This is a genomic window from Litchfieldella rifensis (assembly GCF_042646605.1).
GTDB lineage: Bacteria > Pseudomonadota > Gammaproteobacteria > Pseudomonadales > Halomonadaceae > Litchfieldella > Litchfieldella rifensis.
Genome location: NZ_JBHRUG010000048.1, coordinates 320,496 through 335,835 on the forward strand (window position 1 = coordinate 320,496; position 15,340 = coordinate 335,835).

A 15,340-nucleotide genomic window follows, 5' to 3' on the forward strand; every position below is an offset into this window, starting at 1 on the left:
CCTTACCCAGCAACCATGAGCGGGAGGAACTCGCCGAGTTCCTCCCAGCCCATGTTCCCTCCGGTTACCACCACCACGATATCGCCATCCGCGGGGAGCTCGAGGTTGCCCTGCAGCAGGGCGGCCACGCCTACCGCGGCGCCGGGTTCGACGTACAGCTTGGCGTTGATCATCAGGTGGCGCATGGCGTCATGGATGGCCGTTTCACTGACCCCGATCAGGTCATCGACATGCTGGCGACATAACGGATAGGTATGTTTCCCGACGATGGCGGCGGCCAGGCTCTTGGCACAGGTGTCGACCTTGTCCAGACGCTGAGGGCCGCCCTGTGCCCAGGCGTGGGCCATGCTGGCCGCGCCCAGGGGCTCGACCCCGATCAGTTGGAGTTCCGGACGCAGGGCACGGACGGCGGTGCCGATCCCCGAGATCAGGCCGCCCCCACCGATGGGGCACAGGAGCAGGGAAACCTCCGGCGCCTGTTCGAGGATTTCCAGGCCCACGGTGCCCTGGCCGGCGATGATTCGCGGCTCGTCGTAGGGATGCACCAGGGTCAGGCCGCGCTCTTCCACCAGCCGGTGCATCAAGGCCCAGGCGTCGTTGATATCGCCATGCAGGATCACTTCAGCGCCCAGGGCTCGGCTGCCTTCGACCTTGAACGCGCTGGCATTTTCGGGCATGACGATGGTGACACTGACGCCCGCGGCGCGGGCCGCCCAGGCCAGCCCCAAGGCATGGTTACCCGCCGACACCGCGCCCAGGCCCTTGGCCAGTTCCTTGCGGCTGGCAGTGCGGATCCAGTTCAGCCCACCACGCGGCTTGAACGAGCCGGTTCGCTGCAACGATTCGGCCTTGAGCCGGACTCGCCGCCCCAGGCGCTCCGAGAGGAGGAGGTCAGTGATCAGCGGCGTCACCTCGAGGGTGTCGCCGATGGTGGCGCGGGCTTGCTGGATCGTCTCGAGGGTGATCATGGGCTCTCCTTGGGAGGGAAGAGTGTGGAGCCTCGAACAACAGTTCAGGAGCCAGGGGCAAGAGTCCAATCAGTGCGCTATCTAAACTAGCATGTCAGCATCGTTGAAACGAGGTTGACAGGAATCTCGACACCGACCAGGCCAGCGTTCATCGTCTTTAAGTCGGTGGGCGCAACCTGAGTCGGGCACCTCATCTACAGCATTGCCTTTCGACAAGAACGACAACATCCGGGCCGGCGCATCGACGATGCGTTTCGGGTAGCAAGGGGGATCGACATGAGCGAAGTAACAATGCGCCACCATGACACTGTGAGCGAGTCACGGGCGCGCATTCGCGCCCACTATGCGGTCGACGAGGCAGACGTGCTGCACGGGCTGGTCGAGCGTATCAGGCTTTCGGAGGACGACCGTCGCAAGGTGGCCGCCGTCGGCGCCAACTATGTGGCACGTGTGCGCAAGGAGACGTCGCCCTCGATGATGGAGGCGTTCCTGGCCGAATATGGGCTCTCGACCGAGGAAGGCGTCGGTCTCATGTGCCTGGCCGAGGCGCTGCTGCGCGTGCCTGACGCGGAAACCATCGACGATCTTATCCACGACAAGATCGAACCGTCCGACTGGGGCGCGCACCTGGGCAAGTCCTCGTCGTCGATGGTCAACGCCTCGACCTGGGCGCTGATGCTGACCGGCAAGGTGCTGGAAGACGATCCCAAGGGCCCGGTGCGGGCGCTGCGCGGCTTGGTGCGCCGGATGGGCGAACCGGTGGTGCGCACCGCGGTCGGCCAGTCGATGAAGATCCTCGGACGCCAGTTCGTGCTCGGTCAGACCATCGAGGAGGGCATGAAGAATGCCCGCGAACTCGAGAAGCAGGGCTACACCTACTCCTACGACATGCTGGGCGAGGCGGCGCGTACCGACGCCGATGCGGTGCGCTATCACGAGGCCTACGCCAAGGCGATTGCCGCCATCGCGAAGCAGGCCAAGGGCGACGTGCGCTCCAGCCCCGGCATCTCGGTGAAACTCTCGGCATTGCATCCGCGCTATGAATACACCCACCGCGACACGGTGATGGCCGAACTCGTGCCGCGCGCGCGGGAACTGGCGCAGCAGGCGGCCAAGGCCAATATCGGCTTCAACATCGACGCCGAGGAGCAGGACCGACTGGATCTGTCGCTCGACGTGATCGAGGCGCTGCTGTCCGACCCCAGCCTCGCCGGATGGGACGGCTTCGGGGTCGTGGTGCAGGCCTACGGGCGCCGCGCCGCGCCGGTGATCGAGACGCTCTACGACCTCGCCGAGCGGCTCGACCGCAAGATCATGGTGCGGCTGGTGAAAGGCGCCTACTGGGACACCGAGATCAAGCTGGCGCAGGAGATGGGCGTCGAGACCTTCCCGGTCTTCACCCGTAAGGTCAACACCGATGTCAGCTACATGGCCTGCGCGCAGCTGCTGCTCGACCGGCGCGACCGCATCTATCCGCAGTTTGCGACCCACAACGCCCATACCTGCGCCGCCGTCGTCGCCATGGCGGGCGACGACAAGGACAGCTTCGAGTTCCAGCGCCTGCACGGCATGGGCGAGTCACTGCACCATATCGTCAAGCAGTCGGAGGGCACGCGGTGCCGGATCTACGCCCCGGTCGGCGCGCACCGTGACCTGCTGGCCTATCTGGTACGCCGCCTGCTGGAGAACGGGGCGAACTCCTCGTTCGTGAACCAGGTGGTGGACGACGCGATTCCCCCGAGCGAGGTCTCGAAGGACCCGGTGGCCGAGATGCAGCGCCTGGGCGACGCCATCGCCAGCCCGTTGATTCGCCTGCCCGGCGAGCTCTTCGCGCCCGAGCGGAAGAACTCCCGCGGTTTCCGGATCAACGAACCCGCCTCGATCCTGCCTTTGTTAGCAGCGCGCGAGGGTTTCGCCGACACGACCTGGACCGCCGGGCCGATGCTGGCGGGAAGCCCGGCGCCGCAGGGACCGGCTCGCGATGCCGTGTCTCCCGCCGACGGCTCGCGCGTGGTCGGCAGGGTGCATGAGGCGACCCCGGCCGAGGTGGCGGCCGCGCTCGACGCCGCCGAGGACGGCTTCCGCGACTGGTCGGCGCGGCCGGTGGCCGAGCGGGCCGAGGTACTGCGCCGGACCGCCGATCTCTACGAGCAGCACATGGCCGAGTTGACGGTGATCACGACGCGCGAAGCCGGCAAGATGATTCTCGATGGCATCGCCGAGGTGCGCGAGGCGGTGGATTTCCTGCGCTATTACGCCAACGAGAGCGAGCGGCTGGAGGCGGAAGAGCCCGGCGGCGCCCGCGGTATCTTCGTCTGCATCAGCCCGTGGAACTTTCCGCTCGCCATCTTTACCGGCCAGATCGCAGCGGCACTGGCGGCAGGCAACGCGGTGCTCGCCAAGCCCGCCGAGCAGACGCCCCTGATCGCTGCCCGTGCCGTTGAACTGATGCGCGAGGCCGGCCTGCCGGAGGCGGCGCTGCAATTGCTGCCCGGCGACGGGCCGACGGTGGGCGGGCCGCTGACCAGCGATCCGCGGATCGCCGGTGTCTGCTTCACCGGCTCGACGGAGGTGGCGCAGATCATTCATAAGGCCCTGGCGCAGAACGCGGGGCCGGATGCGGTGCTGATCGCCGAGACCGGCGGGCTGAACGCCATGATCGTGGACTCGACGGCGCTGACCGAGCAGGCGGTGCGCGACATCCTGATCTCGTCCTTCCAGTCGGCCGGCCAGCGGTGTTCGGCGCTCAGGATGCTCTATGTCCAGGAAGAGGCGCGCGACCGGCTGCTGACGATGCTCGACGGCGCGATGGACGCGCTCGCCATCGGCGATCCGTGGCATACCGACATCGACGTCTCGCCGGTGATCGATGCCGAGGCCCAGGCCGATATCGGCGCCTATGTGGCGGCGCAGGAAAAGGCCGGCAAGGTGCTGAAGAAGCTGCCCGCGCCGGACGGCGGCACCTTCGTCAGCCCGGCCGTGGTCGAGGTCGGGGGCATCGACGATCTCGAGCGCGAGATCTTCGGCCCGATCCTGCACGTGGCCACGTTCAAGGCGCGCGACATCGACAAGGTGGTCGATGCGATCAACGCCAAGGGGTACGGGCTGACCTTCGGCCTGCATACCCGGATCGACGACCGCGTGCAGCAGATCGTCGAACGTATCCATGTCGGCAATGTCTACGTCAACCGCAACCAGATCGGCGCCATCGTCGGCTCCCAGCCCTTCGGGGGCGAGGGCCTCTCGGGCACCGGGCCCAAGGCCGGCGGCCCCCTCTACGTCAATCGGTTCCGCCGCACCGCCGCCGCCGAGAGCCACGAGGCGCCCCAGGGCGACGCCGTGACACTCGGGGACCTCCAGACGGCCATCGACGGGCTGGACGCGCGCAACTGGGCGGCGCGGCCCGATCGGGTCGAGGTGCTGCGCAAGGCGCTCTCCGGCAAGGGCGGCGTGATCCGCAAGGCGCTCGCCGAGACCGCGGCCCTGGACATGACGCCGCAGACGCTGCCGGGCCCGACGGGGGAAAGCAACCGGCTGTCGTTTTATCCGAAGGGCACGGTGCTCTGCCTTGGACCGACGCTCGACATCGCCGTCGCCCAGGCGGCGCAGGCGCTCGGCGCGGGCTGTGCGGCAGTGCTCGCAGCACCTGGCGCGGCGCAGGCCGTGCAGCCGCTGATCGATGCCGGGGCGCCCGTCGCCGCGCTCGACGGCACCGTCGCGGCCGAGACGCTGACCGCGGTCAAGGGCATCGCCGTCGTGGCCGCTTCCGGCGCCAGCGACTGGACCCGCGACCTGCGTCTCGCGCTCGCCAAGCGCGACGGTCCCATCGTGTCGCTCGAGACCCAAACCATCTCGCCGGAACGCTACGTGGTGGAACGCCACCTGTGCATCGACACCACCGCTGCGGGCGGCAACGCCAGCCTGCTGGCGACGGCTGAATAGAGACCGGGCCGGGGCGGCCCGATGCGGTCGCCCCCAATCCCCCGGTGTAATTCCAAGGCTTATGTTCCCTCGATGGTATCGGGTGGGATGGATAGAGCACTGGAAGATTTCGAGATCGCCTTACCCAGAGAGACTGTCATGTCCTACTTCACGATTGCCGGTGTCCAGATGTATGCCCTGCACCACGGCGACAACACCGAGGCCATGCGCCATCGCATCGATGCCCTGATGAGCCGTTTCCCCCAGGTGCAGATGGTTGTCTTCAGCGAACTGATGCCCATGGGCGCCTCGCCCCACCACGCAGAACCGATGCCCAGCAACGCCGAGGCGCTGTTCTGTCAGCTGGCCGAGAAGCATCGCATCTGGCTGATTCCCGGCTCGATGTTCGAGCAGCGAGAAGGCCAGGTCTACAACACCCTCTCGGTGATTAACCCTCACGGCGAGATAGTGGCCCGCTACCGCAAGATGTTCCCCTTCTGTCCCTACGAGGCGGGGGTGGAGAGCGGCAGCGAGTTCGTCACCTTCGACGTGCCCCATGTGGGCCGTTTCGGGGTCTCGATCTGCTACGACATGTGGTTCCCCGAGACCACACGCACCCTGGCAGCCATGGGCGCCGAGGTGATCCTGCACCCCACCATGACCGACACCATCGACCGCGACATCGAGCTGGCGATCGCCCGGACCAACGCCGCAGTCAATCAGTGCTACTTCTTCGACATCAATGGCGCCGGGGCCATCGGCAATGGTCGCTCCATCGTGGTGGGACCCTCCGGGGACGTCATCCACCAGGCGGGCACCGGCGAGGAAATCATGCCCATCGAGGTCGACCTGAGTCGCGTGCGTCGGGAGCGCGAGACCGGCCTGCGCGGCCTCGGCCAGCCGCTCAAGAGCTTCCGCGACCGTCGCGTCGATTTCTCGCTGTACCGCAACGAAGGCGGTTCCTCTCCCTTCCTGGATACCCTGGGGCCGCTCGCCAAGCCACAACGCGTCGATATCGAGGAATACTGATTCGCCACGGACAGGCGCCCCCGGAACCACGGAAAGAGGACTTCCCATGCTCACCCGAATCCTTGATGCCCTGCGTCGCCTATTCGACCCATCCACGGCCGCCGGCGCCGCCGGCGCGTCCTCGCCCGAAAGGCCCGCCTCCGCCGAGGGGGCAGGGGCCCCAGCCGACTCTCAGGGAGCGAACACGATGAGCAAAATAACAAGCATTGCCGATGTCCGCCGGCACTTCCTCAACAACAAGGAGCCGATCTACTTCATCTCGGCCACCAACTTCAATCTGCTGGGAATCGGCGACTGGGTCGGCAACTTTCGGCACATCAACTACATCGACTGCTTCGACGGTCGCCAGAAGAACGTCTTCGTGCCCAAGGAAAAGTTTCCCCGCGACTTCGAGAGCATCGAGGACATCAACAACTACCTGCTGGAACACAAGGAGGTCATCGACTTCGTGAAGTCGCGCGGTGGCACGGGCGTGGCGACCTTCCTGATGTTCGACGAGCACACCGAGGAGGTCTGTGAACAGTTGGGCCTCAAGATCGCCTTCCCGCCGGCGGCGCTGCGCTCGCGCATGGACAACAAGATCGAGACGGTACGCATCGGCAACAAGGCCGGCGTGCCCAGTGTGCCCAATGTCCTGGCCAAGGTGGGCAGCTACGAGGAATTGCTCGAAGTGAGCCGCGATCTCGGCACGGACCTGGTGGTGCAGACCGCCTTCGGCGACTCGGGGCATACCACCTTCTTCATCGCCAACGAGGACGACTACTACAAGCATGCCGAGGAGATCGAGGCCGAGCCCGAGGTCAAGATCATGAAGCGCATCAACTGCCGCGGCTCGGCCATCGAGGCCTGTGCCACCCGCTGCGGCACCGTGGTCGGGCCGCTGATGACCGAACTGGTCGGCTTCAAGTCGTTGACCCCCTACAAGGGCGGTTGGTGCGGCAACGAGATGTTCGCCGGGGCCTTCACCCAGGAAGTCCGCGACAAGGCCCGCGACTATACCTTCAAGTTCGGCGAGGCGCTGCGCGACGAGGGCTACCGCGGCTACTTCGAGCTCGACTTCCTGATCGACATGGATACCCACGAGGTTTATCTGGGCGAGCTCAATCCGCGCGTGACCGGTGCCAGCTCGCTGACCAACGTGGCGGCCTTCGCCCACTCCGACGTCCCGCTGTTCCTGTTCCATCTGCTGGAGTTCTCCGACCTCGACTTCGACCTCGACATCGACGAGATCAACGAGCGCTGGTCGCACCCCGACAGTGTCGACAGCTGGAGTCAGCTGGTGATCAAGCATACCGAGGAATCGGTGGATCTCTTGACCCAGGCCCCCCAGTCCGGGGTCTGGAAGATGGCCCAGGACGGCAGCATCGGCTATGACCATTACGATTCGCACCCCCATGCCGCCGAGAGCGAGGACGAGGCCTTCTTCCTGCGCATCAGCGGCGAGGGTGACTTCCGCTACGAGGGCGCCGACCTCGGCATCCTGATCACCCGTGGACGCCTGATGGACGACGACTTCCAGCTCACCGAGCGAGCCAAGGCCTGGATCGACGGCATCCGCGACCAGTTCGCCGGCCAGCCCCTCCAGGACCCGGTGGTGGAGGCGGTCGCCGTGAGCCACGCCGTCGGCGGTGCCAACTTCAAGATCCTGTGAGCGAAATGCACGGCGTCCCGCCCATGATCGGGCGGGCGCCGGGGGGCGAGATGAATAACAAGGCGCTGAATTTCCGGACCGTCCGCGAGGAGGTGCCGGGGTCCAAGTGGCAGTCGCTGTTCGACTTCCACTGGCCGGCCTACGAGCAGTGGTACCTGAGCGAGGGGGAGCGCGAGCGGCCGGGCTATCTGGCCTGCTACAACGCGCTGCGTCGCCACATGCCCGAGCTGCTGGGGACCTATCGGGCGCTCTGCGAGTTGGCTGGCGGCGGCGACCTGGTCGCACGGCTGCTCAGCCTCTACCGCCCGCCGCCCTACATCACCGGCTGTTCCCAGGCGGTGCTGGCCCGGCGTTCCTCGACGGTGCTGGCCCGCAACTACGATTACCCGCCTGAACTCTGTGAGGGCACCATCCTGTGCACCCGCTGGAACGAGCGCCGCGTCATCGCCATGTCCGACTGCCTGTGGGGCGTGCTCGACGGCATCAACGACGCCGGGTTGGCCGTCTCCTTGGCCTTCGGCGGCCGCAAGGTCGTCGGCGATGGCTTCGGGGCGCCGATCATCCTGCGTTACATCCTGGAGACCTGTGACAACGTGCCCCAGGCCGCCGAGGTGTTGGCGCGGGTGCCCATCCACATGGCCTACAACATCACCGTCGCCGATCGTGCCGGGCGCTACGTGACGGCGATGATCGCCCCGGATCGCCGGGCCAGTATTCGCCGGATGCCGGTGGCCACCAACCACCAGACGCAGATCGAGTGGCATGCCCATGCGTTGGCCTCCGAGACGCTGATCCGCGAACGCCAGCTGTCGATCCTGGTCGGCGACGAATCGACCACCGAGGACCGCCTGGTCTCGGCCTTCTTCACCCCGCCGTTGTTCCGCCATGACTACGGCCGAGGTCTGGGCACGGTCTACACCGCCGTCTACCGCCCTGTCGAGGGCCGCGTGCAGTTCCACTGGCCCGGGCTGCACCTGGACCTCAGCTTCGACGACTTTCCCGAGAAATGCATCACCGTACGCTACGGCACGTACGGGCTCTGCACGGGCTGAAGCCTGGATGCCGAACCATGACCAAGTAAGGGTGTCGCCATGCAAGAGAAGAGTCATACCGAAACGCCCTATACCGCCCTGGGGTTCTACCACAAGATCTCCCAGCTGCGCGCCGACACCTGGAACGCACTGACGCGCGATCTCGGCCAGCTGGTGCGCTTGAGGAACGACGCTCGAGCCAGGCAACTGATCAAGACCATCGACATCAAGCTGACGCGGCTGGAGATCATCGAGGATTACCACGCCTTCCCCTCCAAGGAGGACTTCCGGCACATCCGGACGCTGTTCCACCGCGAGGAGTACGCCACGCTCGAGAAGGTGGTCAAGCGCCTGGTGAGGGCCCTGATCAGCGAGTCCTACCGGCGCCGCCATGTCGATCTGAGCGAGACCGATGCCGATGCCGAGGACCTGGAGACCCTCGACGCCCTCAACCAGCTGCGGCGGGGCCACCCGGCCTCCAGCAGCTCGGCCCAGCCCTACTTCGAGCTGCTGATCGTCGACAACTGCTCCCCACAGGAGGAGGAGGTCGTTCGCGAGGCCTTCCACCACCTGCGCCGCCCCGAGGACAAGTTCGTCTACGACGTGGTCACGGCGCGCAGCTTCGAGGACGCCCTGATCGCGGTGCTGGTCAACCCCAATATCCAGGCCTGCCTGATCCGCTTCGACTTCCCCTTCAAGTCGAAGTACAACCTCAGCGCCCTGCGCCGTTACCTCGAGGGCCTCTCCGAGCAGGCCCTGGAGAACCAGTCCGAGGCCGAGCGCAGCATCCTGCTGAGTTCGATGATCCACGAGCTGCGCCCCGAGGTGGACCAGTTCCTGGTCACCAGCAGCGACGTGGAGAGCACCGCCAGCAGCGACATCCGCCACTTCAACCGCATCTTCTACCGCGAGACGGACTACATCGAGCAGCACCACACCATCCTGCGCGCCATTGACAGCCGCTACCGCACCCCCTTCTTCGACGCCTTGCGCGAGTACAGCAAGAAGCCCACCGGGGTGTTTCATGCCATGCCGATCTCGCGTGGCAAGTCGGTCACTCGCTCGCATTGGGCGGGGCAGATGATCGACTTCTACGGCATCAACATCTTCCTCGCCGAGACCTCGGCCACCTCCGGCGGGCTGGACTCGCTGCTACAGCCCTACGGGCCGATCAAGAAGGCCCAGGAATACGCCGCCCGGGCCTTCGGGGCGCGGCAGAGCTTCTTCGTCACCAACGGCACCTCGACGGCCAACAAGATCGTGGTCCAGGCGTTGGTCAAGCCCCGCGATATCGTGCTGGTCGACCGCGACTGCCACAAGTCGCACCACTACGGCATGGTGCTGGCCGGGGCCCACGTCAGCTACCTGGACTCCTATCCACTCAACGACTACTCCATGTACGGAGCGGTGCCGCTCAAGGAGATCAAGAAGACCCTGCTCACTTTCAAGCGCAACGGTCAGCTCGACAAGGTCAAGATGCTGTTGTTGACCAACTGCACCTTCGACGGGGTGGTCTACAACGTGCGCCGGGTGATGGAGGAGTGCCTGGCGATCAAGCCCGACCTGGTGTTCCTGTGGGACGAGGCCTGGTTTGCCTTCGCCACCTTCAACCCCACCTACCGCCCACGCACCGCCATGCATGCCGCCCGCACCCTGCGCGAGCGCTATCGTAGCGAGGCCTACGGCGAGGAATATGCCGCCTGGAAGGCCGAGTTCGATCAGCTCGATCCGGATGACGATGCGACCTGGCTGGAGCAACGCTTGCTGCCGGATCCCGAGGTGGTGCGGGTGCGCGCCTATGCCACCCACTCGACCCACAAGACCCTGACCTCGCTGCGTCAGGGCTCGATGATTCATGTCTACGACCAGGACTTCCGCCAGAAGGTCGAAGCGCCGTTCCACGAGGCCTACATGACGCATACCTCGACCTCGCCCAACTACCAGATCGTCGCCTCGCTGGACGTGGGACGCATGCAGGCCGAGATGGAGGGCTTCGAACTGGTGCATGCCCAGGTCGAGGCGGCGCTGTCGCTGCGCGAGCAGCTGTATACCCACCCACTGCTGCAGAAGTACTTCCAGGTGCTCAAGAACAGCGACCTGGTGCCGGCCGAGTACCGCCAGTCGGGGGTCGAGACCTATTACGATCCGGCCAGCGGCTGGGACCAGATGGAGGAGGCGTGGGCCCAGGATGAATTCGTGGTCGACCCCACGCGTATCACCCTGGCCATCGGCCAGACCGGCATCGATGGCGATGCGTTCAAGAACGACTACCTGATGAACAAGTTCGGTATCCAGATCAACAAGACCTCGCGCAACACCGTGCTGTTCATGACCAATATCGGCACCTCCCGGGGGGCCATCGCCTACCTGCTGGACGTGTTGATCAAGCTGGCCAAGGAGTTCGATCGCCGTTGGGAGGAGAGCAGTCGCCCGGAGCGCAAGCTCATCGAGCACCGCGTCCACTCCTTGACCCGGGAGCTGCCACCATTGCCGGACTTCAGCCGTTTCCACGACGCCTTTCGACGCGGCGCCGAGACAACGGAGGGCGACATCCGCAGTGCCTATTTCCTGAGCTACGACGAGGAGAACACGGAGTACCTGCGTTTCGACAACGGCGAACTGCAGGCCCGGATGCGCGACGGCCGGGACGTGGTCGCGGCGAGCTTCGTGATTCCCTACCCGCCGGGCTTCCCGGTGCTGGTGCCGGGGCAGGTGGTCAGCGAGGAGATCCTGCACTTCCTGCAGGCCCTGGACGTCACGGAGATCCACGGGTATCGCCCGGAGCTCGGCCTGCTGGTGTTTACCTCGGCTGCCCTGGCCGAACCGCCCGTCTACTGAGGCGCGAGAAAAATCGCAATCTGGCGGCGCCGTAACGAAGAAACCGTCGTTCCGGCGTCTGACTTCGAAAACTCCCCATCAGCCGATGGTTTCCGGCTCGGTAAGGTGTCCGCTTTGACTCTATTTGGGGGGCGTTGCGCTTTTTCGCTCCTCGCTCGGTGAATGGCCCATCCTGCGCCGATAGGCTCGTGAAAAGCTCGATACATCGGCAAAGCCTAGATCGAAGGCGATGTCACTCACCGTGCGCCGCGTCTCGCGTAACCAGAAACGAGCCCAGCGCAAACGACGATTCATGACATACGTCTGCGGAGTGACGCCGAAATCACGCAGGCAGAGCAGGTGGAATCGGCTTTGGCTGAGATGGAAGGCATCGGCCAGCGTCGGGTTGTCGGGGGGCTGCGAGAGGCGCTCGTCGATGAAGCTATCGAGAAGTGTCGCGGATAGTCGCCCTTGGCTAGGGGGGGCTCCACTGTCCAGCGTCAGCAGCTCACTGAGCTGGCTCACGAAAAAGATGGCCAGTTGATGGTTGAGGAGGGCGGACTGTGCCGTGGATTTGTGCGCCTTCAGTTGGCGTGTGGCTAGCTCCACCATGGGGATCAAGGTCGGTGGCAGGCTTAAGGACTTGGGCGTCGCGAACAGGGACTGGCGCAGCTGCAGTGTGCAGCTCTGCTCCAGTGCCGCCAGGCAGGGGTCGTCGGAGCCGAGATCGATGACCAGGACCTCACAGCTGTCGTCGCATCCCAGGAAAAGGTGGCGCTCGCCGGGCGGTAGGATCGCCGCCTGGCCAAGCGCGACATGCTCTCCGCCGGGGCTGAATTCAAGGTCCAAGACACCGCGCCAACCCAGCAGCAGTTGCGGGTAGGGATGGCAATGCTCCACTGAGCGGGGTGCAATCCGGTTGCAGCGAGCCAGAGTCCGGGGCATAGGGCCTCCTTGGGTGGGAAGTGTGCGGAGTCTGGGACAACGGCTCAGGAGCCTGGGTTAAGTGCCCGCTCGGTACTCTTCCTAAACTAAAGCATCCATATCGTTGAAACGAAGTTGGCATGATTCTCGACGCCGAGCAAGTGACCCACGGCTACTCAGGGATGTCCTGGCCGGCCCTCTTGGGTCGGCTCCGCTGATCGATCGCAACCACCACCTAAAAGCGAGGAAAACAAAAACCATGGATAGTGATCATACCCCTTCCCCCAGGAAGCCCAGCTTGCTCATGGCGATCCTGCCGATCGCCCTGACCATCGTCCTGCTGATGCTGCAACTGTTCGTGTTCGATGACTTCACGCCCCACATCCCCCTGGTACTGGGCATCATGATCGTCGGCGCACTGGGCTGGTGGCAGGGCTATCGCTGGTCGCACATGGAGGCCGGCCTCTACAAGGTGGTCAGTGTCGGTCTGCCCTCCATGGCCATCCTGATGACGGTCGGCATGATCATCGGGGTGTGGATCCTGAGCGGCACCGTGCCGCTGCTGATCTACTACGGTCTGGCGATTCTCAGCCCCGGGATCTTCCTGTTTGCCACCTGCCTGATCTGCGCCATCATCTCGCTGGCCACCGGCACCTCCTGGGGCACGGTCGGCACCGTGGGGTTGGCCCTGATCGGCATCGGCGAGGGGCTGGGCATTCCGCTCCACCTGACCGCCGGTGCGGTAGTCTCCGGCGCCTTCTTCGGCGACAAGATGTCGCCGCTGTCGGACACCACCAACCTGGCTCCGGCGGTCTGCGGCACCGATCTCTGGAGCCACATCCGCGGCATGATAGCCACTACGGGGCCGGCCATGCTGGTGGCGCTGGCCCTGTATGCCTGGATCGGCACGGGTTACGCCACCGACGCCGCCCTGCACAGCGAAAGCGTGGCGCAGATCAATGCCACGCTGCAAGAGACCTTTGCGCTCAGCGTCTGGCTGCTGATCCCGCCGCTCGTGGTAGTGATCCTTGCAGTCAGGCGCTTTCCCGCGCTGCCTTCGATCTTCTCCGGCGTGCTGCTGGGCGGCATCCTGGCCGTGGTCGTGCAGGGGGTGTCGGTCCACGACGTGTTCAACGCCATGCAGAGCGGCTACACCAGCGATACCGGCATCGAGGCGGTCGACCGGCTGCTCAGCAAGGGCGGCATCCAGTCGATGACCTGGGTCATCACCCTGGTGCTGATCGCCCTGGGTTTCGGCGGCATGCTGGAACGGACCCGCTGTCTGGAAGTGGTGCTGGAGAGCATCCTCAAGATCGCCAAGAGCCGCTTCGGGCTGGTCGCCGCCAGCACCGGGTCGGCCATCGGTACCAACGTGGTCACCGGCGACGTCTATCTGTCGGTCGCCCTACCGGGCCGGATGTTTGCCCCCGCCTACCGCGGCCGAGGCCTGTCGGTCACCAATCTGTCGCGCTCGGTGGAAGATGGCGGCACCTTGGTCTCGCCGCTGATCCCCTGGAACGTGGGCGGCGCCTTCGTGGCCGGTACCCTGGGCGTCGACACCCTGGCCTACGCTCCGGTGGCCTTCGCCTGTTGGATGTCGTTGCTGTTCGGCCTGCTGTGGGCCGCCACCGGCTGGTTTGTGCCCAAGGCCAGCGACGAAGAACGCCAGCGCTGGAAGGATCTGGGTGAAGCGGTGATGGATGAGACCGGCCACCACGATGCCGGACGTCCGGCCACCGCCAAAGCCTGAGTCGCTCGGTGATGGTGATACGCGAATAACCTGAATGGAAGGGAGACCCGTCATGCCAATTTCAATGCGCACCGCGGTGCGGTTGTTGACCGTTGTCGCCTTCGTGCCGCTCGTCAACACGGTGGCCCAGGCGCACGGCGATCTCACCGTGACGTCATGGGGCGGCGCCTACACCCGCAGCCAGATGCTGGCCTATGTGATCCCCTACGAAGCCGAGACCGAACTGACCGTCGACATGGCCATCTACAACGGCGAGTTGGCCGATGTGCGCGCTCAGGTCGCGGCCTACAACGTGACCTGGGACGTGGTGGACATGGAACTCAGCGATGCCATTCGCGGCTGCGAGGAAGGCCTGCTCGAGAAGATCGACCACTCCATGCTGCCACCCGCCCCCGATGGCACGCCGGCAGCGGAGGACTTCCTGTCCGGCATGCTCACCGAATGCGCCGTCGGTCAGGTGATCTGGTCCACGGTGGTGGCCTACGACCCCGGTCGGTTCGACGATAATCCCCCCACGGCGCTGGCCGATTTCTTCGACCTGAGCCAGTACCCCGGCAAGCGCGGCATGCGTCGTTCGCCCAGGGTCAACCTGGAATGGGCGCTGTTGGCGGATGGTGTCTCGCCGGATCGGATCTACGAGGTGCTGGACACCGACGAGGGCCTGCAACGCGCCTTCGAGAAGCTCGACACCATCAAGCAGGACATCGTCTGGTGGGAAGCCGCCGATGCCCCCGCCCGACTGCTGGCCGATGGCGAGGTGGCCATGAGTGCGGTGTTCAATGGTCGCCTCTACGCCGCGAACGAAAAACGCGACCAGGATTTTGGTGTGATCTGGGACGGCCAGGGCTGGGACTACGACATGTGGGTGATCCCCAAGCGCACGCCCAAGACCGCCAGCATGGACGCGACCATGGAATTCATCGCCTTCGCCACCGACACTCGGCGGTTGGCCGATCAGGCCCGCTACATCTCCTACGGCCCGGCCCGCCAATCCTCGCTGGCGCTGATGGACGAGGCGATCAAGCCGCATTTGCCGACCGCCCCCGCCAATGCCGAAGGCGCCCTGCGCATCGACGCCGAATGGTGGGCACGCAATCAGGCGCGGATAGATCGCCAGTTCGAGCACTGGCTGGCACGCAAGGAACCCTTCCAGCTCTGGCACGTGCGATGAGGTCGTCCGCGATCCTCAGCCGACTCAGGGCACAGGAGGGGTAATATGAAGCGAAGTATCATTTCCGGTCGCGCCGTG

The 15,340-nt window shown here is 65.3% G+C and carries 9 protein-coding genes; 7 read left to right on the forward strand and 2 right to left on the reverse strand.

From position 1 onward, the window contains the following. Positions 1-2 precede the first annotated feature (2 nt). Positions 3-968, reverse strand: a complete 966-nt coding sequence (locus ACFOEV_RS21190) for a threonine ammonia-lyase (RefSeq protein ID WP_386776887.1) — start codon at positions 966-968, stop codon at positions 3-5. A 276-nt stretch (positions 969-1,244) separates the two neighbouring features. Between ACFOEV_RS21190 and putA the strand changes: the two genes are divergently transcribed. The 5 genes from putA to ACFOEV_RS21215 all read left to right on the forward strand — a co-directional run bounded on the left by putA (position 1,245) and on the right by ACFOEV_RS21215 (position 11,438). Beyond that, a complete protein-coding gene (putA, locus tag ACFOEV_RS21195; protein ID WP_386776888.1) occupies positions 1,245-4,910 on the forward strand; it encodes a bifunctional proline dehydrogenase/L-glutamate gamma-semialdehyde dehydrogenase PutA in 3,666 nt (1,221 codons plus the stop codon). Positions 4,911-5,048: 138 nt separating this feature from the next. Beyond that, on the forward strand, positions 5,049-5,918 hold the full coding sequence (locus tag ACFOEV_RS21200; protein ID WP_386776889.1) for a carbon-nitrogen hydrolase family protein: 870 nt from the start codon (positions 5,049-5,051) through the stop codon (positions 5,916-5,918). 46 nt (positions 5,919-5,964) lie between these two features. Then, positions 5,965-7,569 (forward strand): biotin carboxylase, encoded by a 1,605-nt coding sequence (locus ACFOEV_RS21205; RefSeq protein WP_386776890.1) that lies wholly within the window; start codon positions 5,965-5,967, stop codon positions 7,567-7,569. A 50-nt stretch (positions 7,570-7,619) separates the two neighbouring features. Next, on the forward strand, positions 7,620-8,621 hold the full coding sequence (locus tag ACFOEV_RS21210; protein ID WP_386776891.1) for a C45 family autoproteolytic acyltransferase/hydolase: 1,002 nt from the start codon (positions 7,620-7,622) through the stop codon (positions 8,619-8,621). Positions 8,622-8,660: 39 nt separating this feature from the next. After that, positions 8,661-11,438 (forward strand): aminotransferase class I/II-fold pyridoxal phosphate-dependent enzyme, encoded by a 2,778-nt coding sequence (locus tag ACFOEV_RS21215; RefSeq protein ID WP_386776892.1) that lies wholly within the window; start codon positions 8,661-8,663, stop codon positions 11,436-11,438. Between the two features lie 120 nt (positions 11,439-11,558). Here ACFOEV_RS21215 and ACFOEV_RS21220 read toward each other — a convergent pair whose 3' ends face one another. Beyond that, positions 11,559-12,362, reverse strand: coding sequence for a helix-turn-helix transcriptional regulator (locus tag ACFOEV_RS21220; RefSeq protein WP_386776893.1), 804 nt, complete (start codon positions 12,360-12,362; stop codon positions 11,559-11,561). A 238-nt stretch (positions 12,363-12,600) separates the two neighbouring features. Between ACFOEV_RS21220 and nhaC the strand changes: the two genes are divergently transcribed. After that, positions 12,601-14,091, forward strand: a complete 1,491-nt coding sequence (gene nhaC / locus ACFOEV_RS21225; RefSeq protein WP_386776894.1) for a Na+/H+ antiporter NhaC — start codon at positions 12,601-12,603, stop codon at positions 14,089-14,091. A gap of 52 nt (positions 14,092-14,143) precedes the next feature. After that, positions 14,144-15,262 carry an ABC transporter substrate-binding protein gene (locus ACFOEV_RS21230; RefSeq protein WP_386776895.1) on the forward strand — a complete coding sequence of 373 codons (1,119 nt, stop codon included), beginning with the start codon at positions 14,144-14,146 and terminating at the stop codon, positions 15,260-15,262. Positions 15,263-15,340 lie beyond the last annotated feature (78 nt).